18 protein-coding genes and 1 tRNA gene are annotated in these 23,260 nt (G+C 70.8%); 12 read left to right on the forward strand and 7 right to left on the reverse strand.

The genetic code is table 11. The features are described from left to right. Window positions 1-315: 315 nt before the first annotated feature. Window positions 316-2,391 carry a serine/threonine-protein kinase gene (locus JJJ15_RS05350; protein ID WP_246742160.1) on the reverse strand — a complete coding sequence of 692 codons (2,076 nt, stop codon included), beginning with the start codon at window positions 2,389-2,391 and terminating at the stop codon, window positions 316-318. A gap of 219 nt (window positions 2,392-2,610) precedes the next feature. On the opposite strand from JJJ15_RS05350, the gene ugpC reads away from it, so the two are divergent. Both ugpC and JJJ15_RS05360 read left to right on the forward strand, forming a co-directional pair. After that, a complete protein-coding gene (ugpC, locus tag JJJ15_RS05355; RefSeq protein WP_106109805.1) occupies window positions 2,611-3,738 on the forward strand; it encodes a sn-glycerol-3-phosphate ABC transporter ATP-binding protein UgpC in 1,128 nt (375 codons plus the stop codon). 195 nt (window positions 3,739-3,933) lie between these two features. Next, window positions 3,934-5,310 (forward strand): DUF4032 domain-containing protein, encoded by a 1,377-nt coding sequence (locus tag JJJ15_RS05360; RefSeq protein WP_200511697.1) that lies wholly within the window; start codon window positions 3,934-3,936, stop codon window positions 5,308-5,310. An 83-nt stretch (window positions 5,311-5,393) separates the two neighbouring features. Here JJJ15_RS05360 and JJJ15_RS05365 read toward each other — a convergent pair whose 3' ends face one another. Next, complete coding sequence (locus JJJ15_RS05365; protein WP_246742161.1) at window positions 5,394-6,389, reverse strand: Fic family protein; 996 nt, start codon at window positions 6,387-6,389, stop codon at window positions 5,394-5,396. Window positions 6,390-6,424: 35 nt separating this feature from the next. Between JJJ15_RS05365 and JJJ15_RS05370 the strand changes: the two genes are divergently transcribed. From JJJ15_RS05370 to JJJ15_RS05390, 5 genes are all read left to right on the forward strand, one after another. After that, the gene (locus JJJ15_RS05370; RefSeq protein WP_200511698.1) at window positions 6,425-7,321 is read left to right on the forward strand and encodes a hypothetical protein; all 897 of its coding nucleotides are present in this window, start codon (window positions 6,425-6,427) and stop codon (window positions 7,319-7,321) included. A gap of 260 nt (window positions 7,322-7,581) precedes the next feature. Next, window positions 7,582-9,162, forward strand: coding sequence for a hypothetical protein (locus tag JJJ15_RS12975; protein ID WP_246742162.1), 1,581 nt, complete (start codon window positions 7,582-7,584; stop codon window positions 9,160-9,162). Between the two features lie 49 nt (window positions 9,163-9,211). Then, the gene (locus JJJ15_RS05380; RefSeq protein ID WP_200511942.1) at window positions 9,212-9,961 is read left to right on the forward strand and encodes an AzlC family ABC transporter permease; all 750 of its coding nucleotides are present in this window, start codon (window positions 9,212-9,214) and stop codon (window positions 9,959-9,961) included. Beyond that, complete coding sequence (locus tag JJJ15_RS05385; RefSeq protein ID WP_106110741.1) at window positions 9,951-10,271, forward strand: AzlD domain-containing protein; 321 nt, start codon at window positions 9,951-9,953, stop codon at window positions 10,269-10,271. The genes JJJ15_RS05380 and JJJ15_RS05385 overlap by 11 nt, the downstream gene beginning before the upstream one ends. Window positions 10,272-10,458: 187 nt before the next feature. Further along, entirely contained in the window at window positions 10,459-11,376 is a 918-nt protein-coding gene (locus tag JJJ15_RS05390) for an alpha/beta hydrolase (RefSeq protein WP_200511699.1), read from the forward strand. 55 nt (window positions 11,377-11,431) lie between these two features. Here the strand turns inward: JJJ15_RS05390 and nth are convergent, their stop codons facing one another. Continuing rightward, the gene (gene nth / locus JJJ15_RS05395) at window positions 11,432-12,142 is read right to left on the reverse strand and encodes an endonuclease III (RefSeq protein ID WP_200511700.1); all 711 of its coding nucleotides are present in this window, start codon (window positions 12,140-12,142) and stop codon (window positions 11,432-11,434) included. Between the two features lie 145 nt (window positions 12,143-12,287). Here nth and JJJ15_RS05400 point away from each other — a divergent pair, with 145 nt between their 5' ends. After that, the gene (locus JJJ15_RS05400; protein WP_106109810.1) at window positions 12,288-12,965 is read left to right on the forward strand and encodes a Crp/Fnr family transcriptional regulator; all 678 of its coding nucleotides are present in this window, start codon (window positions 12,288-12,290) and stop codon (window positions 12,963-12,965) included. Window positions 12,966-13,371: 406 nt separating this feature from the next. Here JJJ15_RS05400 and JJJ15_RS05405 read toward each other — a convergent pair whose 3' ends face one another. Together JJJ15_RS05405 and JJJ15_RS05410 are read right to left on the reverse strand one after the other, a co-directional pair. Then, window positions 13,372-13,530 carry a DUF4177 domain-containing protein gene (locus tag JJJ15_RS05405; RefSeq protein ID WP_106109811.1) on the reverse strand — a complete coding sequence of 53 codons (159 nt, stop codon included), beginning with the start codon at window positions 13,528-13,530 and terminating at the stop codon, window positions 13,372-13,374. 18 nt (window positions 13,531-13,548) lie between these two features. Next, entirely contained in the window at window positions 13,549-13,872 is a 324-nt protein-coding gene (locus JJJ15_RS05410; RefSeq protein WP_200511701.1) for a WhiB family transcriptional regulator, read from the reverse strand. A 393-nt stretch (window positions 13,873-14,265) separates the two neighbouring features. On the opposite strand from JJJ15_RS05410, the gene JJJ15_RS05415 reads away from it, so the two are divergent. The 4 genes from JJJ15_RS05415 to JJJ15_RS12980 all read left to right on the forward strand — a co-directional run bounded on the left by JJJ15_RS05415 (window position 14,266) and on the right by JJJ15_RS12980 (window position 19,254). Then, entirely contained in the window at window positions 14,266-16,740 is a 2,475-nt protein-coding gene (locus JJJ15_RS05415) for a transglycosylase domain-containing protein (RefSeq protein ID WP_200511702.1), read from the forward strand. A 91-nt stretch (window positions 16,741-16,831) separates the two neighbouring features. Next, window positions 16,832-17,944 (forward strand): metallophosphoesterase, encoded by a 1,113-nt coding sequence (locus JJJ15_RS05420; RefSeq protein WP_246742163.1) that lies wholly within the window; start codon window positions 16,832-16,834, stop codon window positions 17,942-17,944. Window positions 17,945-18,012: 68 nt separating this feature from the next. Continuing rightward, window positions 18,013-18,089: transfer RNA gene (locus tag JJJ15_RS05425), tRNA-Pro, on the forward strand. Between the two features lie 769 nt (window positions 18,090-18,858). Next, the gene (locus tag JJJ15_RS12980) at window positions 18,859-19,254 is read left to right on the forward strand and encodes a hypothetical protein (RefSeq protein ID WP_246742164.1); all 396 of its coding nucleotides are present in this window, start codon (window positions 18,859-18,861) and stop codon (window positions 19,252-19,254) included. Window positions 19,255-20,108: 854 nt separating this feature from the next. Here the strand turns inward: JJJ15_RS12980 and JJJ15_RS05440 are convergent. Next, the gene (locus tag JJJ15_RS05440; RefSeq protein ID WP_200511704.1) at window positions 20,109-20,921 is read right to left on the reverse strand and encodes a replication-relaxation family protein; all 813 of its coding nucleotides are present in this window, start codon (window positions 20,919-20,921) and stop codon (window positions 20,109-20,111) included. A gap of 186 nt (window positions 20,922-21,107) precedes the next feature. Continuing rightward, on the reverse strand, window positions 21,108-23,258 hold the full coding sequence (locus JJJ15_RS05445; RefSeq protein WP_200511705.1) for a type IV secretory system conjugative DNA transfer family protein: 2,151 nt from the start codon (window positions 23,256-23,258) through the stop codon (window positions 21,108-21,110). Window positions 23,259-23,260: the final 2 nt, after the last annotated feature.

Here is a 23,260-nt window from a genome sequence, read left to right on the forward strand (position 1 = left end):
TGACGTCACCAGGCCGGTGACGGCTCGATAATCCGACGACGGCGGACGCTAGCCATTGTGCCTGACCGCCACCTGGGAGGACGCCTCCGGCCGGTGCGCCACGCCTCACACCCACCCGCGCCCCGGGGATTCTGGCCCCTCCCGGCACCCCGCCGGGCGGGCCCCGCCTGCGGCCGGCCCGTGTAGGCGTCGCCGGTGGCTCCGGCGCCACGCCAGGCCAGCGCCCCAACCCCGCGTCCCCCGTCAGCACCGCACCCGCCCGCGGCCCTGAGCGTGACGAGGGGCTCAGGGGCGAGGGGCTCAGGGGCGAGGGGCTCAGGACGAGGGTGACGGGATGGTGTACAGGGGCTCCAGGGTCGCCGCGGGCAGGACCTGGCCGACGAAGAGGAGGATGAACACGCCGGCCAGCAGGAGGAAGGCGAGGACGAGGCCCGTACGCCCGCCGCTGCTGGGAGCCACCATGTCGACAATGCTGGCGGCCCCCCGCCGGGTGGCGGCCGCCCACGGGGCCAGCCAGGCGCTCAGCAGGAACAGCGCGGTGACCACCGCCATGCCGATGCCGTCTATCCGGTAGGCGACCGCCGGCTCGTAGGCGTCCGCCCCGTTGGCGTTAATGATCCCGGCCAGGACCAGCAGGACCAGGAAGCCCACGAACGCCCCCATCAGGACCGCGAAGACCGCCGAGACAATGGACCGCAGCAGGTACCAGGGCATGGCCGCCCACATGCGCGAGTCGTCGGAGCGGCTGACGCCGCCCACGCGCAGGCGGTGCCAGCGCCGGGCGTCGGTGGCGCGCCCGACGACGCCGGCCAGGAGCATGAGGACCAGCGCCAGCAGGCCGGCCACCGCCGGCCGCCACAGCCCCATGGCGCTCAGCACCACGCCCAGGGCGAAGACCGTCCCCGGACGCCTCTCGGGCTCGCGCGCCCACGCCGGCAGGACCCCCGGCGTCGGCCGGGGGGCCACCGGGGCGTAGCGGCGGACCGGTGCGGGGGCCGGGACGGGCGGGGGCACCGGTGCCGGCCGGGGGGCCATCGGCTGCTGGGAGGCGACCGGAGGCTGCGGTGCGGGGGCCGGGGCGACGGGGCGGTGCGTGGCCCCCGCCTGGGGGAACTGCCCGTAGACCGTGCCGTAGTCGGAGGCGACGCCGGGGGTCCGCGTACGGGGCTCGGGGTAGCCCTCCTGGGGGCGCTCGCCCCCCCAGGAGGGCGGGGAGCCCACGACGTCCGCGGAGGCGGTGGAGCCGCTGGGGGCGAAGCTCGGCGGCAGGGGCGCCGAGGCCCAGCGGTCCTGGTCCGTCGGCCCGGCGACGTCGTCCTCAGGTTCCTCCTCGGCCTGGGTCACCCAGTCCGGGACGGCGTCCTCCTCGGCCTCAGGGGGGAAGATGCCGTACTTGTCGGGGAAGACCCCGTAGGTCATGACCTCGTCCACGGCCTCCTGGCCGAGGTAGACGGCCAGGGCCCGCTCGCCGGTACCGCCCGCGGCCACCTCGTCCAGCACCGAGAGGACCACCCCGTGGGGCAGGCGGTAGGCGGCCTCGGGGGCCAGGGCCAGGGTGAGGCAGTGGGCCAGCACCGGGTAGGTGTCCGGGAGGCTGCCGAGCTCGGGCCGCCCGGTGTAGACGCGCCGGAAGACGCTCTGCCACGGGCCCGAGCCGAAGGGGGCGGAGCCGGTCAGGACGAAGAGCACCACCCCGGCCCAGGCGTACCAGTCCACGCCCTCGTTAGGGGAGGCGCCGTCGAGCATCTCGGGGGGCAGGTAGCCGGGGGTGCCGGTGACCTGGCCGGTCTGGGTCAGCCGGACGTCGTCGGCCACCTGGGCGATGCCGAAGTCGATCAGGACGGGGCCCTGCGCGCCGAGCATGACGTTGGAGGGCTTGAGGTCACGGTGGATGACCCCGGCCTCGTGGACCGCCTCCAGGGCCTCGGCCAGCCCGTGGGCGAGGTCGGCCAGCTCGGTGCTGTCGGTGGCGGGGTCGTAGACGCCGTGGTCGTCGATCTCGGCGCTGAGGGTGGGGCCGTCCACGAGCTCGGTGACCACGAAGGTCAGCCCGTCCCAGGAGTCCGGGTCCTCCCCCTCCCCGGTCTCGATGTCCAGCACGCGGGCCACCCGGCTGTCCTTGACCCGGGAGATGACCGAGGCCTCACGACGCAGGCGGAGCCGGGCGGTGGCGTCGGCGGCGACCTGCGGGTGGAGGATCTTCATGGCCACGCGCAGGCCGTCGGCGTCCTCGGCCTCCCAGACCGCGCCCATGCCGCCGGCGCCGAGGCGACGCACCAGACGGTAGCCACCTGCCAGACCGCCCTCGCGCAGTGCCGTCCGGGATCCGGAGGTCACGGCACTGGGCGTCTCGTGACGGCGGGGCCGGGCGCCAGGAACGGAGGTGCTCACGTGGCCCACAGTACCGGGGACACCCGACAGCCACATAGACGTGCGACACATCACAGTGTGTGATGGTAAGCTAGGTGGTTCCATTGGCGCCGTCCTGTATGTCATGATCAGCCTATGTCCTACCGGAGCCTACTGGTGGACATGTGTCAGTGCGGACACGCATTCGGCACCTTTCATGCGGATCGTCCGGCACGTACCTGCCGGTGAAGGGACAGCAACATGGCAAGCGTGACTTTCGACCACGCCACTCGTATCTACCCAGGTAATGACCGCCCGAGCGTGGACTCCCTCGACCTGGAGATCGCCGACGGCGAGTTCCTGGTCCTGGTCGGCCCCTCCGGCTGCGGGAAGTCCACCTCCCTGCGCATGCTCGCAGGCCTCGAGGACGTCAACTCCGGCCGCATCCTCATCGGTGACCGCGACGTGACCGACGTCCAGCCCAAGGACCGTGACATCGCCATGGTCTTCCAGAACTACGCGCTCTACCCGCACATGACCGTCCACGACAACATGGGCTTCGCCCTGAAGATCGCGGGGACCCCCAAGGACGAGATCGACGCGCGGGTCCGTGAGGCCGCCAGGGTCCTGGGCCTGACGGAGTACCTGGACCGCAAGCCCAAGGCCCTGTCCGGCGGCCAGCGCCAGCGCGTGGCCATGGGCCGCGCCATTGTGCGCAAGCCCAAGGTCTTCCTCATGGACGAGCCGCTGTCGAACCTGGACGCCAAGCTGCGCGTCCAGACCCGCACGCAGATCGCCTCGCTCCAGCGCTCGCTGGGCGTCACGACGGTCTACGTCACCCACGACCAGACCGAGGCCCTGACCATGGGCGACCGCATCGCGGTCCTCAAGGACGGCGTCCTCCAGCAGGTCGGCACCCCGCGCGAGATGTACGACAAGCCCGCCAACGAGTTCGTGGCCGGCTTCATCGGCTCGCCGGCCATGAACCTGGGCCGCTTCACGGTCTCCGGCGACGTCGCCACCCTCGGCGCCGCCAAGATCCAGCTGTCCAAGGCCACCCTGGACGCCATCGCCCCCGAGGACGGCGGCAAGGTCACCATCGGCTTCCGTCCGGAGTCCCTCGAGGTGGTCTCCGCCTCCGCCGAGCACTCCATCCCGGTGCGCCTGTCCTTCGTGGAGGAGCTGGGGAGCGACGCCTACATCTACGGCGAGCTCGTCGGCGCCGAGGGCTCGGAAGAGAAGCTGGGCTCCGGTGAGGACTCCAGCCAGATCATTGTCCGCGTCCCCCCGCGCACCGCGCCGGAGCCGGGCGAGACCGTCTACGTGCGGATCAAGCCCGGCCAGGAGCACATCTTCTCCGCCTCCACCGGCGAGCGCCTGCCTGCCTGACCGGCACGTACCCGGGCCCTGCCCGGCATGAGGAGCCCCGTCCCCGCGGCGGGGCTCCTGCCCGCCCCGGCTCTCCCGCCCGGGCCAGCACGCCCCGGCGCCGCGCGCCGCTCAGGGCGCGGACGAGGATGTCGCGCGCCCAGCACGCCCCGCTCCCACCCGGCACGGACCAGACTTACCTGAGACAATGACCCCATGCCCCAGTCCATACAGATCACCGCGGCGACGATCGACCCCGCCCTGCTCGACCTGCCGTGGGAGCTCCCCCTCCAGGAGTGGCCCGCCGAGGTCCTGGCCGCCCTTCCTCGTGGCCTGTCACGGCACATTGTGCGCTTCGTCAACCTCTCTGAGCGCGTCATCGCCGTCAAGGAGATCGGCGAGTCGGTGGCCTACCGGGAGTACGAGCTCCTCCGTAACCTGCTGCGCCTGGGAGCCCCCTGCGTCACCCCCACCGCCGTCGTCACCGGCCGCACGGACCTGAGCGGGCAGGCCCTCAACTCCGTCCTGGTCACCGAGCACCTGTCCTACTCCCTGCCCTACCGCGCCCTGTTCAGCCAGTACATGCGCCCCGAGACGGCCACCCGCCTCATTGACGCCCTGGCCGTCCTCCTGGTGCGCCTGCACCTGCTGGGCTTCTACTGGGGGGACGTGTCCCTGTCCAACACCCTCTTCCGCCGCGACGCAGGGGCCCTCGCCGCCTACCTGGTGGACGCCGAGACCGGCGAGCTCCACACCGAGGGGCTCACGGAGGGCAAGCGCCTGTACGACATCGACGTCGCCCGCACCAATATCATCGGCGAGCTCATGGACCTCCAGGCCGGGGCCCTGCTGGAGCCCAGCGTGGACACCATCGAGGTCGGGGACCGGATCGTCACCCGCTACACCGAGCTGTGGAACGTCCTGACCGCCGAGGAGTCCTTCTCCATGTCCGAGCGGTGGCGCGTACGGCACCGTATCGAAAAGCTCAACGAGCTGGGCTTCGACGTCGGCGAGCTCATTATGCGCACCGACGAGCGCGGTAACCACCTGGTCATCCAGCCCAAGGTGGTCGACGCCGGCCACTACCACCGTCAGGTCATGCGCCTGACGGGTCTGGACGTCCAGGAGCGCCAGGGCCAGCGCATGCTCAACGACCTGGAGGCCTACCGGGCCATGTCCGGGCGCAAGGACGACCCCATCGAGCTGGTGGCCCACGACTGGCTGGCGGAGGTCTTCGAGCCCACCATCCAGGCCGTCCCCATGGAGATGCGCCGCAAGCTGGAGCCGGCGGAGATCTTCCACGAGATCCTCGAGCACCGCTGGTACATGTCCGAGCAGCAGCGGCGGGACGTCAGCACCAAGGAGGCCGTGGACGACTACGTCGCCCACGTCCTGCCCCAGCACCGCGACGAGCAGTCCTTCCTCTCCCTGGGGGACACCCAGGAGATGGCCGCCATCTTCGACGACACCGCCCCGGTGGACGAGCCCCTGGGGGACGACGCCGAGTTCGCTGCCCGCGACGAGGAGACCGCCGCCGCCTACGAGGCCAACCCCCTGGGCTTCACCGCCGGGATGCGCTTCAAGGGAGAGTGAGCCGCCCCGGCATCCGGGCCGGGCCATTCCGCAAGGACTAACTCCTTATCGAGGAGCCGTGGCCGCCCCTGGGTGGTGCGCCGCTACGCCGTCGTCCCCGCCTGGACGGCACGACACAGCGCCTGGGCCTCGGTGACCCCCACCAGGAGCGCCTCGGCCTGCCACAGGATCCAGTCGGTGACCCCCTGAGATGTCCCCGAGGCGTAGGCCCGGGCCGCGGCTGAGTAGGCCCCGGGGGCCTGGGCGGCGTACTGGTCGGCCACCGCTGTGCCCGTGGGCTCCAGGCCGTCACGGGTCACCAGGTGCCTGACCACCAGGCGGGCCACGGCGGCGTTGCCGGAGGTGAAGGGACGGACCGTGATCAGCTCGCCGTGGACGACGGCAGCACGCACCAGGGCGGGCAGGCCGGGGGCCTCAATGAGCTCCAGGAGGGGGTCCAGGCGGGCGGCAAGAGCCCCGCCACGGGGCGCGTCACCCGGTCCCCCCTCACGCAGGGGCATCGCCTCCTCACGAGGAGCACCCACCTCACCAAGGGGGATGACCCCCGCACTCGCCAGAGGCCCGGTGACGTCACGGTGGAGGGTCGCCAGGAGGGTCCGGGCACTCGGCTGGGTCGGACGCAGGTCACCGCGCAGGTCAGGCATCCAGGCCACCAGGCGGGTCCCGGCCCGCCAGATCCCGGCGACGGCGTCGAGCGCGGGGTCCGCGCTGGTCGGCCTGGTCAGGTCGGCGGCCGCCACGTGCTCACGCAGCAGGGAGGCCGGCACGGGCGCCCCCTCGACCGCCCCGGAGGCGACGGCGCAGCGCACAGAGGCCTCAGCCCGCGCCTCCCGCCAGCGACGGCGCAGGGCCTCGTTCCAGCGCAGTGCGGCGGTCGCCTCGTCCAGGGCCTCCTGGGCCCGGACCACCCGGGGCTGGGCGGCCAGGGCACGCAGGACGGGAACCAGGGCAGAGGCGGCCCGCGGCTGCGCGGCCGTCCCCGGAGCCGACCGCGGCGGTCTCAGGGCCGACCCCGAGGCCGGCCCCGGAGCTGGCCCCGGACCTGGCAGGGGTCGTGGGCCCGTGCTAATACCAACCACGGCCCCACTGTCCCACACCACACTAGGATCAGTCTGTGACCACCATCCCCGCACCCCCGACGCCCTCACGCGGACTCCCCGCCACCCCTCCCCAGGGGCGACGCCGCGACCACCTCCTGGTCTGCGCCGAGAGCCTGGCCCTGGTAGCCCTGGTCCTGGTCGGAGCCAGGGGCGCCTTCGTGAACGTCATGACCGGGGACCACACGGAGGCGGTCATCACCATGGCGGTCATCGGCACCGCCTGCCTGCTGGCCCAGATCTCCTTCGCGCGCCGCTCCTCCCTGGGAGGGCTCGTCGGGGGGGTCGCCGCCCTGGCCACCAGCCTGCCGCAGCTCATGGCCACCTCCCCCAGGCAGCTGCCCGAGTGGTGGCTCACCACCATATCGGTGGACCACAGCCTGTACGTGGGGGCCCTGCTGCTGGGAGGGAGCCTGGGAATGCGCCAGGCACGCCGGGCAGGACGGGCCGAGGCCCGCACCGCCCGTCAGCTCGCCGCGCAGGACCGGCAGATGGGTCAGCAACCGGCGGCCCCGCCCTCGCGACGCCGCAGCCACCTGCTCTCCGGGGTGCTGACGCTGGCCGCGGCCGGTGCCGTCGTGCTGCTGCTGCGTCAGGACGGGCCCCTGGCCACCGGCTACGGCTACGTCCTGGTCTGCGCCCTCATCCTGCTCCTGGCAGCGGCGGGGACCGCCCGATCGACCCTGGGAGCGCGCGTGACCGGGACAGTCCTCATCCTGGCGGGCCTGCCCAGCCTCCTGTGGGGCTCCCTGCTCCCCAGCGGCCCGGCCGCCCCGCTCCTGCCCCAGGACCCCACCGGCACCACCCTGGTCCTCATGGGGATCCTCCTGTCAACGCTGGGATGGGGCGCCCACGCCGCCCGACGCCAGGGCCGTACCGCCCAGGCCGCCGCCCTGCACGCCCGCGAGGCCTGAGCAGGGTCGGCGCACTCCCTGGGCACCGCCGCCCTGCACGCCCGCGAGGCCTGACGCACAGCCCCGGGCCCGACCCGGGCCCCCACCTGGGCACTCGCCCCGCAGCAGGGCCCGGCACAGGGGCCAGGGTGTCGACCAGGGGGCACCGACGCACCCGCGTCAGCCCCCAGGCCACGGGAAGATCACCCACCGCCGCTCCGGCACGCCTCCCGCGCTCGCGGCCCCCGCACCACTACGGTGTCACGCAGAAGGAGGGCCTCTTGAGCACTGACAACCCGCGTACCCCCGCCAACACCCCGGACGAGCTGATCACTCCCGACATCGTGCCCGTACTGGACGAGTCCGGCCGGGTCGTTGAGACGGTCACGGCCGCCACCCCCGCCTCCCCGGGCACCGAGGCGCACGACCGGCACCTCCTGATCCAGGACGGCGACGTCCCCGGCCCCGCGCACAGCGCCGACGGGGCACCCCCCTCCTACCCGGTACGCCGTCGCCCCGCCCCGGGCGGTACCGCCTCCGCCGGCTCCACGACCCCGCCCGGTGCCGCCTCAGCCGGCCCGCGGCGTCGGCCCCGTCCGGGACCGGGGTCAGCCCCCGTGTTCACCTCCCGCTCCGCGCCCTCGGCGCCACGGGCCGGCTCGGCGGGCCCGGTCGACCCGCCCGTGTTCGCCCCGCACTCCGCGCCCTCGGCTCCCTCAGCGCCCTCGGCCACGCCGGTGGCACCGGCGGCGCCGACGTCCCTGTTCACCCCCGACTCCCCGCCCTCGGCCCCCTCGACCGGCTCCGCGCCCTCAGCGGCCCCCGTCACCCCCTCAGCGGGCCCGGGCTCCGCCCCCTCGGCCACCTCAGCACCCTCCGTCACCTCCCGGTCAGGCCGCCCGAACCCCGCCAGGGACCTGCCGGTCCAGGCCGGCGACCTGCCGGTACGGGCCGACGAGCCTCCCACCCCGGCTCCCCGCACGCGCAGTGAGCGCTCCGGGCGCCTGGCCACCACCCACTCACCGGACTCACCGGACTCCACCGCTATCCGCCGTCGGTCCCTGTTCACCGAGGCGATCAGCGACCGTGACGCCCAGGCCTCCCCCCCGGCCGAGGCCGCCATCGACCAGCTGGCGCCCGGACCTGCCAGGGCGACCAGCCACGCCGCCTCCGCCCACTCCCCGGAGCCGGGCCCAGCGGCCGCGCCCGCCGCCCCCGCCTCACCCGCTGCGGCGGCCTCGGCGGCCTCAGTGCCCGCGGCGGCCACGGACACCGCGGACACCATGCCACCCTGGCTCAGACGCACCCCCGTGCCCACCGGTGAGCGCAGTGAGGACGACGTCCTCCTTGACGGCTCCTCGGTCGTGGGCCAGCTGGCCCCGCGCACCGCCGTGCACTGGGCCTCGGTCCTGGTCGCCGTGGTCCTGGTCCCCCTGGCCTGGTTCTTCCTGCACCTGGGCGCCGCCCACCAGACCGCAGCCGCCGCGAGGCTGTCCTTCGCCTTCTCCGCCAGCGGTCTCGTGGCGCTCCTGGTCGGCGCGGCCTGCCTGGCCCTGGCCCTGTGGATGGCGCAGCGCTCCTCCCTGGGCAGCTTCGTGATTGGCGCCGTCTCCGTGGTGCTGGGCCTGCCCTTCCTGCTCCTCCCGGGCGTCATGACCAGTGTGCTCACCCCGACCCTGGAGCACCTGAGCACGCACTCCGACCTGGGGGTCGACCTGGCCACCTACCTGTGGCACGACGCCGCCAGCGGCAAGTTCGTATCCTTTGGCGTCTTTATGATCATGGTGGGACTCGTCTCACACACTGCCCGTCGTGCTGGCCGCCGCGAGCAGGAGGTCATTGACCGCGTCCGCCGTGTCTGAGGCCACAACGCGCCCGACGCCGCCTCCCGGCGCCACCACCGTACCGGGGCTGACCACCTGCCGGGACGCCCTGCACGACGTCGTACCGGTGGTGGTCGGCTACCTCACCCTGGGCACGGCGGCGGGGACCCTGCTGGTGGCCCAGGGCCTGAGCTGGTGGTGGGCGCCGGTGTGGAGCCTGGTCATCTACTCGGGGACCATGCAGATGGTCCTCGTGCCCCTGGCGGCCACGGGTGAGCCCCTGGCGGCCATCGCCCTGTCCACGGTGTTCGTCTCGGGGCGGCACGTCTTCTACGGCCTGGGATTCCCCCTCCAGCGCGTCCGCGCCCGAGGGGGCTGGCGCGCCTACGCCGTGCACGCCATCACCGACGAGGTCTTCGCCCTCCTGTCGTCCAAGGACGAGGGGTCCATGAGCAGCCGCTACGTCCTGACGGTGGAGGCGGCGGCCCAGGTCTCCTGGCTGCTGGGCACCACGGCGGGGGCGCTGGTGGGGCTGGGGCTGGCGGACCTGCTGGGGCAGCGGGTCACCCTCCTGGGGTTCGTCCTGACGGCCCTGTTCGTGGTCCTGGCGATTGAGAACTGGCGACACCACCCGGATCTGGCCGTGCTCCTGGTGGGGGTGGCGGCGGGAGGCGGGGGCGTCCTCGTCGGGGGCTCGGCACCGCTGCTGGTGTCCCTGGCCCTCCTGGCCCTCGGGCTGAGCCTGCTCTACCTGTACCGACGTCGTCGGGCGCCCCTGCCAGGAGCGCCTGAGGACGAGGACCCGGACGGCACAGGTGGTGGGGCCCGTGCCCAGTAACCCGCAGATCGGCCTGGCCGTCATTGTGGTCGCGGTCATTACCTACATCTGCCGTGCGGCACCGTTCGTGCTCCTGCGCCGTAAGCAGGACGTCCCTCTCCTCACCTTCCTGACCCGGGCCATGCCCCTGGGGGTCATGGTGGTGCTGATCGCCTACACGGTCGGCGAGGTGGGACCGGCCCCCTCCAGCTGGCTGCCCCCGCTGGTGGGGATCGGCACGACCGCCGGCCTGCACCTGTGGCGAGGCAGTATGGCGCTGTCCCTGGTAGGCGGCACGGCGGCCTACGTCGCCGTAGGACTCCTGCTGTAGCAGGGATCCGACCACACGCGCGGCGTTCAGGAGCCTACGGGTCCGCGGGACTCCCGCTGTATCCGACCACGGCACGCCCCGGCAGCCCCCACGCGACGCAGCCGGGGCGGTCGGGGACGTGCCCGGCGCCCCGGCCCGGAGGCGCCCCGGGCAGGGTGTCCGCCTTAAAGACGGCTAGGCTGCAATCATGCCTGTGCGTGTCAACCTGCCCGGCCCCTGGACCCACCGCGACCTCACCGCAGGGGGCACCCGCTTCCACGTGGCCCTGGCCGGCCCGGAGGCGCCCCTGCGCCTGGAGAGCACGCAGGCGGCCCCGGAACAGCCCCTGGTCCTCCTCCTCCACGGCTTCCCGGAGTGCTGGTGGGCCTGGCGCCACGTCATCCCCGCCCTGGCCCAGGCCGGTCACCGCGTGGCGGCCGCGGACCTGCGCGGCTTCGGCGGGAGCGACCGCCCGCCGTCGGGCTACGACCTGTCCACCACGACCCAGGACGCCTCCAGGCTGGTACGGGCGCTGGGATACGAGCGGGCGGTGGTGGTGGGCGCCGGCTACGGGGGGCAGGTCGCCTGGGCGCTGGCCTCCTCACAGCCGGGCACGGTCGCCGGGATCGTACCGGTAGGGGCACCGCACCCGCTGGCGGTGCGCTCCCTGCGCGGGCGGGCCTTCTCCGGGACGGCCCTGCAGACCACGGCCTTCAGGATCCCCCACCTGTACGAGCGCAGGCTGTCCACCCGGGCGGGCGTGGAACGGTTGCTGCGTTCCTGGGCCGGGGCCGCCTACGGCGACGCCGTGGCGCAGGGGGCGGGGTACTACGCCGAGCTCCTGGCCCGTCCGGGCGCCGTACGCTGCGCCCTGGAGACCGTGCGCCGCAGGAGGCTCAGCCGCGCCGAGTCCAGCACCCTGGAGCGCAGGGTGTCGGTCCCGGTCCTGTCCGTGCAGGGGGAGGTGGACCCGCTGCAGCCCGCCCAGGCCTACGCCCGTGACACCCACCACGTCGTAGGCACGCTGCGGCAGGTGACCGTCCCGCAGGTGGGGCACTTCCCGGCCGAGGAGGCCCCCACCCAGCTGGTGGACGCCCTCCTGCCCTTCCTCGCCGAGGTCGGGTAGGCGCCTCAGAGCCCGGGCGGGGCAGCCGCGGTGGCGTCCCCGGGCCCCAGTGGCCTCAGAGCCCGGCCTGGGGGCACAGCCCCTGGTCCAGCAGGGCGCAGCTGGCGCAGTCGGGCCTGCGGGAGCGGCACACCCGCCGCCCGTGGGCAATGAGCCGGTGGCAGCCGTCGGTCCAGCGCCACGGCTCCCACAGGTCGGCAATGTCGCGCTCGACCCTGAGGGGATCGGTGTGCCGGGTCCACCCCAGCCGCCGCGACAGCCTGCCCACGTGCGTGTCCACGGTCAGGGCCGGGATACCGAAGGCGTTGCCCAGGACCACGTTGGCGGTCTTGCGTCCCACGCCCGGCAGGGAGGTGAGCTCGGCGCGCGTGGCCGGGACGACGCCGTCGAACCGCCCGGTGAGCTCGGCGCCCAGGGCCACCAGGCGCCGGGCGCGGGTGCGCTGCATCCCCAGGGGCCGGACGACGTCCTCCACGTCCTCCACCCGCGCGGACCCCAGGGCGGCGGCGTCGGGCCAGGAGGCGAAGAGGGCGGGGGTGACGGTGTTGACGCGGGCGTCGGTGGTCTGGGCGGACAGGACCGTGGCCACCAGGAGCTCGTAGGCGTCGCGGTGGACCAGGGAGCAGGTCGCGTCGGGGTAGAGGACCATGAGCGCCTCGTCGACCGCCGCGGCCGTCTCGGGGGTGGCCCGGAGTGCTGGCAGCGAACACCGTGCTGGCGCAGGCGTTGAGGCCGGCGCAGGCGCCGGCACGACTGGCGTGACCATCGAGCTCCTTCGTACAGTATTTGACCTAACCCACAGTGAGACTACAATGCACGGCGGCGTGCCATATGTCACAAGCCATGGCAGGATAGGAACAGGGCTGCCCGTTAACGCAGGGCTGGCCGACCATCATTACAGGAGGTCCTTCGTGGAAGACAGCATCATCGCCCGTATCCCCCTTTTTGAGAGGATGACCTACGAGGAGCAGGACGAGCTGCGCAGCATGATGTCGCGCACCACCCTGCGCCGCGGGGAGACCCTTTTCAACGAGGGGGAGGACGGCGACCGCCTCTACATCCTCGTGTCGGGCAAGGTGAAGCTCGGTCACACCAGTCCTGACGGCCGCGAGAACCTGCTGGCGGTCCTGGGCCCCGGCGAGATCGTGGGCGAGCTGACCCTGTTCGACCCGGGCCCGCGCTCCACCACCGCCACCGCGGTGGCGCCCACCGAGCTGCTCAACCTGGAGCACGGCCAGCTCATGAGCTTTATCGAGACCCACCCGGCCCTGGCCAAGGACATGCTGCGCGCCCTGGCCCAGCGTCTGCGCCGCACCAACACGGCCCTGGCCGACCTGGTCTTCTCCGACGTCCCGGGCCGTGTGGCCAAGGCCCTGCTGGACCTGGCCGACCGCTTCGGCTCCACCACCGACGACGGCATCCACGTCCCGCACGACCTCACCCAGGAGGAGCTGGCCCAGCTGGTGGGCGCCTCCCGGGAGACCGTCAACAAGTCGCTGGCGGAGTTCGTCTCGCGCGGCTGGATCCGCCTGGAGGGCCGCGCCGTCACGCTGCTCGACGTCGACCGCCTGCGCCGCCGCGCTCGCTGACTCCGGGCTCCGGGCTCCGGTCTCACCCAGGGCCGGCAGGCCAGCGTGAACCACCGTCAGCCAGGCTCCGGCCTACCCGGGTCCTGGCGACTGCGGCCTGCCCGGTCCGCCGTCCCTGGTGAGGGGCCCCGCACCGGGGGTCCCTCACCAGGGACGGCACGTCTCGCAGGAGGCCGGAGCCGCATAAGTAGTTCTCTGACAGAGAAAACAGATCGGAGGGCAAGCGGTCCAAAATTAGGTCCTAGGACCTAGGTTCTCTAACGGAGAACACACGTGGTCGCACGTCCGCTCCCTCCCCCCGTCGGGTGTGGGCACCTCGCCCCAGGTCCGCGTCGTCGCAGGTCGCCGGCGTGCCCGTCCCTCGTGGTCGCGCACCGGGCAGGTGCACGACCACGACGTCGAGGCGCTAGGCGCGGGGGCGCTTGAGGTAGGCGACCAGGTTCTCCGAGCCGGTCGGCCCGGGGACGACCTGCACGAGCTCCCAGCCGTCAGCGCCCCACTGGTCGAGGATCTGCTTGGTGGCGTGGGTCAGGAGGGGGATGGTGGCGTACTCCCAGGTAGTCATGCCCCCACCCTACGGGCGTCAGCGGGTGCGGGCGAGGATCCGCGGCGCACGCCGGGCCCGCAGCTCAGCGAGCATCTCGTTGTCCACCTGGCGCAGCCAGGCCGACCAGTCCGTGACGTCGGGGTACTTGCGCACCAGGGCGCGTCGCTCACGCTCGGTCAGCCCGCCCCAGACACCGAAGACGGACTCGGTCTCCAGCGCCTCTATGAGGCACTCCATGCGCACCGGGCAGCTGAAGCAGATCGAGCGCGCGTCCCGCTGCTCCGCCCCCTTCCCGAAGAGACGGTCCGGCGCGATTCCGGCACAGGCCGCACGCGTTGCCCAGGTTGGGTCACTCACCATAACTTCTACCCCTCTCTACGATCGAAGCCACTGTCAGCCGCATCACATAGACGTTAGATCACAATGGCTCCCGACACAAAATCCGCCATCCGGTCGGTCGCCGCCGCGAAGACGGGGGTACCCCGGCCGCCCCGGACCCCGGCACGGGGGCGCCGCGACCGCCGACACATCACCCGAAAGCCCCGCCCATCCCCGCAACCGTGCGGGAAAGCGGTCGGGGCGCCAGGCCGCCCGCTCGACGTCCCGCCCCGGGCGGCCCGGTCCGGTGACCGCCGCGCCGTGCCCGCCGCCGTCGCCCCCTGACCCCGGACGCCGACGCCCCGGACGATTTCCCCGCGACGCCACCGGGCGACCTCACAGCACTACCGGCCACCTTCCACGTACGCTGGAGGCATGTCCTCCTCCTCGCGACGCCCCATCAGCCCGGTCAAGGCCCTGTCCCTGGTGCTCGTCTTCCTGCTCCTCTCGACGGCGGGCGGCATCCTGGCGGCGGGCTTCGCAGCTCCCTTCGTCGGCGCGACCTCGGCGATCACCAACGCCTCCAAGGAGTTCTTCGACGAGCTCCCCGAGGACTTCACCATCCTGTCCCCCTCCCAGATCTCGGTCATGAAGGCCTCTGACGGCACCGAGATCGCGCAGTTCTACGCGGAGAACCGCATTGTGGTCTCCCTGGACAACATCAGCATCAATATGCAGCACGCGATCGTCGCGGTCGAGGACAAGCGCTTCTACCAGCACAAGGGAGTCGACCCCACCGGTATCCTGCGCGCCCTGGTGTCCAACAGCAACGACGGCTCCACCCAGGGGGCCTCGACCCTCACCCAGCAGTACGTGCGCAACGTCCTGGTGGAGGCGGCCACCCAGTCCAACGACAAGAAGGCCATGAAGGCGGCCACGGAGAAGACGACGGCCCGCAAGCTCCGGGAGATCAAGTACGCGCTGACCCTGGAGCAGAAGTACCCCGACGCCAAGCAGAAGATCCTCGAGGGCTACCTCAATATCGCGGCCTTCAGCCCCTCCACCTACGGCGTGGAGGCCTCCGCGCAGCACTACTTCTCCCACTCCGCCAAGGAGCTCACGATCCCCGAGGCGGCCCTCCTGGCCGGCCTGACCAACGCCCCCAGCGCCTACGACCCCATCACCCACCCCGAGGAGGCCAAGAAGCGTATGGACTGGGTGCTGGAGAAGATGCTGGAGGAGCAGTTCATCACCCAGGAGGAGCACGACGCCGGGGTGGCCACCACCATTGACTCCATGCTGCACGTGACCAACGAGGTCGGCGGCTGCGGCACCGCCGGGGACGCGGCCTACTTCTGCAACTACGTGGTCGGCGAGATCGAGAACTCCGACCTCTACGGGGCCTCCCTGGCGGAGCGGCGCAAGCTCCTCCTGCGCGGCGGCCTGTCGATCACCACCACCCTGGACCGGGGCAAGCAGGGTGCCGCCAACTCCGCCGTCCAGGCCTACGTCCCCACCAACGACCCCTCCGACGTCAAGGCCGCCCTGGTCTCGGTGGAGCCGGGTACCGGCAAGATCCTGGCGATGGCGCAGAACACCAACTTCGGCGACTCCACCGCGTCCGACCCCTCGGCCACCCAGATCTCCTTCGCCGCCGACGCCAAGCACGGGGGCCTGAGATCCAACGGATTCCAGCCCGGCTCCGCCTTCAAGCCCTTTGTGCTCGCCGAGTGGTACGCCCAGCACAAGTCGGGCTACGCCTCCATGAACACCGACCCCACCGTGTTCAATATGAGTCAGTTCACCGCCTGCGGCTCACGGCTGGCAGGTGAGAACTGGAAGGTGGGAAACTCCAACAGCAGCGAGGGCGGCACCCACAACGTCATCCAGAACACGGCCATGTCCATTAACGTGGGCTACGTCAGAATGCTCGCCCAGCTGGACATCTGCGACGTCTCCAAGCTGGCCGCCACCCTGGGGGTGACCAAGACCGACGGATCCGAGCTGGAGGCCCGTCCCTCGATCGTCCTGGGCGCCCAGGAGGTCACCCCGATGGCCATGGCCAACGCCTACGCCACCTTCGCTGGCCACGGCGTCTACTGCAAGCCCATTGCCATTAACTCCATTAAGGACGCCTCCGGCAACGACATGGCGGTACCCAGCGCGGACTGCTCCCAGGCCCTGGAGGCCACCGCCGCCGACCAGGTGGCTCTCACTCTGACCAATGTGCTGACCTCCAAGGGGACCGCCCCCAACGCCGCCCTGGCCGGACGCCAGGGCGCGGGCAAGACCGGCACTACCGAGGAAATGGACAACGCCTGGTTCGTGGGCTTCACCCCCCAGCTCTCCACCGCCGTCTGGCTGGGGCACTCCGACGCCTACTACACCATGGCCCACCAGACCATTGGTGGACACTACTACTCCACCATGTACGGCTCGGACGCCCCGGCATCCCTGTGGAAGACCTACATGGACAGCGCCCTGGCCGGCCAGCCGGCCCAGGCCTTCAACCAGGTGGGCCTGGGCGCCGGCGGGGCCTCCAACACCGCGGGCAGCGGCTCCACCAGCGACCAGGGCACCACGCACGAGGCCAGTAGCGAGGCCACCACCCCGGCCCCGGGCAGCGCCACCGGGGGAGCCACCTCCGTGGCCACCGAGGCGCCTACCAGCGGCACCTTCGAGGCCACGCTCCAGGCCAGCACCCCGTCCGCTGACATCACCCAGCCCACCAGCGCCCCGACCAGTGCACCCACCGGCACGACGCCGACCGGTGGCGCCACCCCGTCAGGCCAGGAGAGCGGCAGCGTCTCGGCGGGCACCACCGAGCTCTCCGCAGGCGGCACCTCAGGAGGTGGGGGCCTGGCAGGCGTCGGCACCGTCCCGGCCGTGCGCAACGAGGAGGACAGCTGAGATGGCGGGTACTGGTACGGGGCGCACGCCTGCGGGCAGTGACCGCCGGGCCGCGCCCCACGCTCGCCGCCCCGGCCGGACCCTGAGCAGAGTGGCAGGTATCACAGCACGGGGTATTGGGCTGGGCGTCGGCCTGGGCGCGGTCACCCTGGGCTACAGCCTGCTGGAGGCCCGCTGGTACGTCCTGCGCCGCATCCAGGTCCCGGTCCTGGCCCCCGGCGAGGAGCCTATCCGCCTGCTCCACCTCAGCGACCTGCACCTGACCGACCACACCGAGGCCCGTGTGGCCTGGGTCCGCTCACTGGCGGGCACCCGTCCCGACGTCGTGGTCAACACCGGGGACAACCTGTCCTTCGCCTCCGGCGTCGAGCCCCTTGAGCGGGCCCTGGAGCCCTTCCTCAACCTGCCAGGGGCCTTCGTCATGGGCGACCACGACTACTTCACGACGGTCTTCCGCCCCCCCACGCGCTACCTGCGCCGCGACCCCCGCACCGCCGACTCCCCGGAGAAGCAGGCGGAGATCCAGGAGCTGCCCTGGCAGGAGGTCCACGACATCCAGGCCCGGGGCGGGTGGGTCGACCTGACGAACACGCGCGGGAGCCTGACGGTCCGCGGACGGCGGATCGACCTGGTGGGCGTGGACGACCCCCACGCCAAGCGGGACGTCTTCCCCGCCTCCGGGCGGGGCCGCCACCGGGCGGACGCCGCCCCCGGCGCGAGCGGCGGGACCGCCAGGACCACTACCGGCGCGCACCGGGGTCCTTCGGAAGCGGTAGGCCTGCCCGCGGTCCAGGACGCCCGGCGACAGGACCTGCGCCTGGGGCTGACGCACGCCCCCTACACGCGGGTCCTGGACACCATGGCGGCCGACGGCGTGAGCCTGGTCCTGGCGGGGCACACGCACGGTGGCCAGATCTGCCTGCCCGGCGTCGGGGCCCTGGTCACCAACTGCGACCTGGACCGCCGTCGGGCCTCCGGGCTGTCCACCTGGCCCGGAGACGCCCTGCGCGGCGTCCACGGGGACCGCGCCCTGCTGGGGCCACTACCGCAGCCCGGACTGTTCCTGCACGTCTCGGCGGGCCTGGGCACCAGCCCGTTCTCACCGGTGCGCCTGGCGTGCCGCCCGGAGGCCACGCTCCTGACGCTCGTGCCGGCCCAGGAGCCGGGTGAGGGCCAGGAGAAGGCCGGGACCAGCCAGGAGTGAGACGCAGGACTCAGCCGGAGGATTTCGCAACAGCGCGCTCGTGCCGCTAGTATTGGCGCGCTGCAACACGGGGTGTGGCGCAGTTTGGTAGCGCGCTTCGTTCGGGACGAAGAGGTCGTGGGTTCAAATCCCGCCACCCCGACCAAGTGTTCGACACTCAAACCCACGTCCTGAGAGACCTCAGACGTGGGTTTTTGGGTTGAACACGGCTTGTTCTGGACGGTTTTTGGTGGTTTGGGGCAGCTCTGCTGGTTCGGAGGCTGCATGCCAGGTCTGGTGTTTGCGACCTCATGACCCCCTGCGACCTCGTGACCCCGTGGTACTGGGAGGGTCCGTGCTGTGCCTGGTGGCTGTGGTGTGTGGGACTGGTCACGGTACTGGCTCTTGTTCTCGTCGAGACCTGTTGTGCTTCCTGAGCTCCAGTTCCCGTCCTCGTCCCCGCCCAGGCCTAGGATGCTGTCGAAGGGTGGCATGCATGTGGCGGTGGTGGTGAGCTGTCTGGTGTCGTCGTGGGGGACGAGGTAGACGTGCTCGAAGAGCAGCTGGTTGAGCATGCGTCGGATGTGGTTGGGTGCGTGGTGGTAAGCACTGGCCATGTGCTGGGCGATGTCTAGTGCTTGGCTAACTAGTTCTTCTTTATCTCCTAGGTCCTGTTCCAGGGTCTGGATACGATGGTTGGCAGCGGTTAGGCTGTGGGCAATGCGTTGTTGTTCCTTGCGTAGTAGCTCTACGGGGATGGCGTTCTCGTAGTGGGCCTGGAGGAGCTTGTGCTGCTGGTGCTCTAGCTTCTGCTGGGTGGCGGTGATCTGGGTCAGCTGCTGCTGGGTGTCCTGGATCATGCGGGCTAGTTGGCGGCGGAGTGCCTGTTCCAGCTCCTCGCGCAGGGTGGGCCGCAGGTGGATGCGTTGGTAGAGGTGTTCAACCTCGTCCTCTACGGTCTCGGTCAGGGTGGCGTGGAAGGTGCAGTCCGGCTGTTTTCTGGAGTGGCGGCCCAGGCAGACGAAGTACTGGTAGGTGGTCTTCTTGGGTCTAGCGGTGGTGATGATCAGGCGAGAGTGGCAGATGCCGCAGTAGACAGTGGACTTCAGATAGTGGGGGTGGCGGATGGTTCGCTCGCCGTTGACCTTGCCGGCCAGGATGGCCTGGACCTGCTGGAAGGTCTGCTGGTCCACCAGCGCCTGGTGGGTGCCGGGGTAGAGGCAGTCGCGGTAGACGACCTGGCCGGTGTAGAAGGGGTTGGACAGGATGCGGTGGAGGGACTGGACGGAGGCGGGTCGGGAGGGCAGGTTGGCGGTGGCCTGGGTGGTTAGGCCGCGGTCCTGGAGTTCGGCGGTCAGGGACTTCAGGGTGTATCTGCCGGTGGCGTAGGCGTCAAAGGCCCAGGTGATGAGCTCGGCCCGGTCCGGGTCGATGGTGGCGACGTGGGCCTCGCGGCCGTTACTGGTCGTGGTGGTGTTGCGGTATCCCAGGGGCGCCTTGCCGATGCAGCCGCCGTTGCGTGCCTTCTCGCTCATGCCTTTCTTGACCTCGCTCGACAGGTTGTTCGAGTAGAACTCCGAGATGCTGGCCATGATGCCGTGCAGCAGCATGCCGCCGGGGGTCTGGTCGATGTTCTCGGACGTGGAGATCAGGCGGGTGCCGAGCTCGTCGAACCGCTGGTTGAGGACGACGTCGTCGGCGCGGTTGCGTGCTAGGCGGTCGAGCTTGTGGACGATGACGTAGTCGATGGTCTCACCATCAGCGACGGCCTCCTCCAGGTAGCGCAGCATGGCCTGCAGGGCCGGGCGGCGGGTGGAGGTGCCCGAGGCGCCGCGCTCGACGAACTCCTTGACAATGGTCGCGCCGACGGTCTTGGCCTTGCGCTTGTTGGCCGCCCGCTGGGCGGGGATGGAGAAGCCCTCCTCCCTCCCACCGCGCTCGGCCTGCTCACGGGTCGACACCCGCAGGTAGGACACAGCGCGCTTGGGCATGAGTTCTCGGGCCAGGAGCCCGATCGGCTCTGCTGCTGCCGTTGGCAATGATTGACCTTTCATACTTCCATTGACACTCTCCTCGGCCGAATTGTCCAGGGCGTCACCCGATTCAGCCGCTGGAGATCCATCGAGCCCGGCAGCCGGATGCCGCTGCGGCGACTGCGGAGCGTCAATGTCGTCGGGATACTGCGTCATACGGCACCTCCTCTCACATATTCATTGCTCGGTGGCCCACCAGTAATGGTCTCTGCGATCTGCTGAGCAGTGATCACCGCAAACAGGCGCGAATCCAGATCCGGCTGTTCCGTGATGTAGTGCCACAACTGCTCGCGGCGCACGTCATGGGGCACCACCCACAGGGTTATGGGAAAGACGCCGGTATGCCGCTGCTCGGCACCAGTGGCGTAGTACGCCTGGTAGCGGTGGCAGGCGGAGATAACCCGGGCCGGGTTTTCGGTATCGCGATCGACTTCGATGAAGTAGTGGTCCTGGTAATCGGGGCCGGTCACGACGACGAATAGGTCCGGCCGCACGGTCACGGTCTGCCCACCAGTTCCCAGGTAGTGACGCCAGCAATCCGGCTCTGCCACAATCTGAGCGGTGGTATCCGGCAGCTGGCGAACGGTCTCATCGATGATCATCCGCGTCTCCGTGATCGCCAGCAGATGGGCTAGGAAGCTGGTCGATACCGCCTGGTTGCGCATACGCAGTGTCTGCCCAGTCAGCGCGTGCAGTCCTCTGGTGGTCAGCGCCCAGATGCTCGCGCTAGAGCCGCCCTGCCAGCCGCCGATGCGGCGCTCCAGGTGCAGCACCAGTCGCTCCTTCAGGAGGCGGTTGAGGTGGCGCAGCGTCTGACGAGTGGCTGAGCGCATGGTGGCGTAGCCATCGCTGGTCAGCCGGGCCAGCTGTGTGGTAGTGGCGAAGCGATGGACACGCAGGAGGTCCATCAGGCGGCGGTAGATCGGGTGATCGAGCACCGCGAGTGGATTGAGGTTCTGGTTCATATGACTGGTCTCCTTTCTCCTTGGTGTAGTGATCTAGGTCCGGTGGTACCGCTGGCGCTGGGTCACGAGACGCCGCCGTGGCGGGGTCAGTCACCGCCACTGGTGGCGGCCTTCTGGCGACTGTCCGGGGACAGCTGGCGGTGGCTTACGGCAGTGATCCGTCTGCCCGTCCGTCGCCCGGGCCGTCTACGGTGGCTCCCGCCTCAGGCGCCCGATCGGGGCGGGTCCGCTGGGTTCATCTGGTGGTCTCGGCTGCAGGTCGGGCGGATCACCTGATCCGGTCAAGGCGCGAAGCTCGCGCTCCGTCTGAGCCGCTGACACGCCGTATTGCTCGTGGCTGGCGGCGTACAGCGCAGCGGGCGCCTGCCTGGCTGGTGGTGCGGGCTTGGTCGCGATCGAGATCCAGCCAGTGGACTGCCCACGCTGCATGACGCTGGCATAGGCGTGGTATGTCTTCAGTTGCATGAAGTCTTGGGCATCAAGCTCTGGTGCCAGATGCGCGGCAGCGGCAGCATCAGTACCGGACATACCGAAGTAGATCTTATTCCGGGCATTCGTGTCGATGGCCTGCACCATTGCTGGCGTGAGTTGTGCCCGGTACTGGTGCGCCATATGGAAGGCCCCACCGAGGGAGCGAGCCTGAGCAAGCGCATCAGACAAATCGCCTGGCAGCCCATTGATAAAGTCATGGACCTCATCAATATAGATGCTGACGATGTGACGACGTTCAGCGGGCACTGCCTGCCGGGCCAGGAGATGTGTCCACAACTGGCTCACCAGCAGACTTCCTACGAGCCGTGCGGCCTCCGCACCGAGGAGCCCACGATTCAAATTGACGACCACGATCCGCCGCCGGGTAAACAGATCTGCCATGGCGAACCGTGGCGCAGATTGTCCCAGGACAGCCCGTAGATGCGGTCGCATGATCAGCTGCCGTAACTTGTTGAGCGCCGGAGCGATTTCAGCTGCCTGGGCCTGCGGTGTCTTGGCGTCATAGGCCGACCAGAAGGCACCGGTGCCCAGCGGATCATCGTGCGCGGCGACAATCCGGCGCCGGAAGCTCGGATCGGTCAAGAGCGGTGGCAGCCATAACAGGTTCGCCCCCGGCGTGCGGGCCAGCGTCAGCAGCGAGGCACTGAGCACATCAGCGCTGCGGATACCCCAGTGCTCCCGGAACAGCGCTGACAAGATCCCCAGAACCCCATCAGCGGTGACCGGCGCTAGGCTGGCAGGGCTAGCCAGCGGGTTCAGGCCGACCGGTGCGGGATTGGTCGGATCGATCACGACGACGTCGCGGTGTCGCTCCGCCGGGATGCGAGCCAACAGGTCGATAGCCAGATCCCCCTTGGGGTCGATCAGGAGCACACCGCGCCCCGCACTGACATCAGCTAGGGCCAGCGACAGCAGCACCGTCGACTTACCGGTCCCGGTCGGCCCCAGGAGGTGGGTGTGGAAGGCGGCGTCGTGGATCGGTATCGCGATGAGCTGGCGGCACCCCGGTGCACTGGCTCGGCCGATCACCCGATCCGCCTGGACCAGCCCCTCTGGTGGTGGTAGCTGACGCGGATGGAGATCGCCCAGCAGCGGCAACGGTGGCTCACCGATCGGCCAGCCGCAGACGGCTGCCAGCTGCCCAGATCGCAGCCGAAGCGGCCAGCGCCACGGCCGAGTCGCCCGCGCCAGGTTGTCCGAGGCGTCAGCGCTGAAGCGAAACCGAGCCTCAGTAGTCTCGACCGTCCGCAGCGCCCCGAGCACCTGCGAGAGCAATCGATGGGCCTGCTGCGGCGCTCCGGTGACTCCCAGGCGCAGGCAGGCCATGGCGCCATGCTGCTCGTCAGTCGCCGTGGCCGGACGGGCTGCGGGCTTCTGGATGGAGGTACCCAGCAGCAGCTCTCGCCAGCCCGGCACGGGTGGCGCCGTGAAAAACGACGACGGCAGGCGACGACCGATGACCAGCTGCAGCACGACGTGCTGCCCGCCGCTCAGGTCGCTCAGCGTGGCGTAGAGCGCCCGGGTCGCCGCCATGATCCGCTCGCTATCTGCGCTGACCTGGTCACGGCGCACCTGCAACCGCACAGCGTGGGCGACTGGAGTCCGTCGATGCTCAGGCTGGAACACCTGTACCGGAAGCTGGTGCGTCAGAACGTGCCTCAGCTGCGCAGCCCGATCCGGTCGGCAGCCGATCAGCCAGCGCACGCCATCGGACCAGGCCCGTACTTCCAGCACGATCGGGCCCAGCTCGGTCGCCGTGGTCAGGCGCTCCATCGCTGCCACAGCGGTTGCTGGCGTCAGCGGACTCCGCCAGGCGACTTCCTGCCACCGCCAGACCCGGCTCATGA

This window comes from Actinomyces sp. HMT897, from assembly GCF_016626125.1.
Lineage (GTDB): Bacteria > Actinomycetota > Actinomycetes > Actinomycetales > Actinomycetaceae > Actinomyces.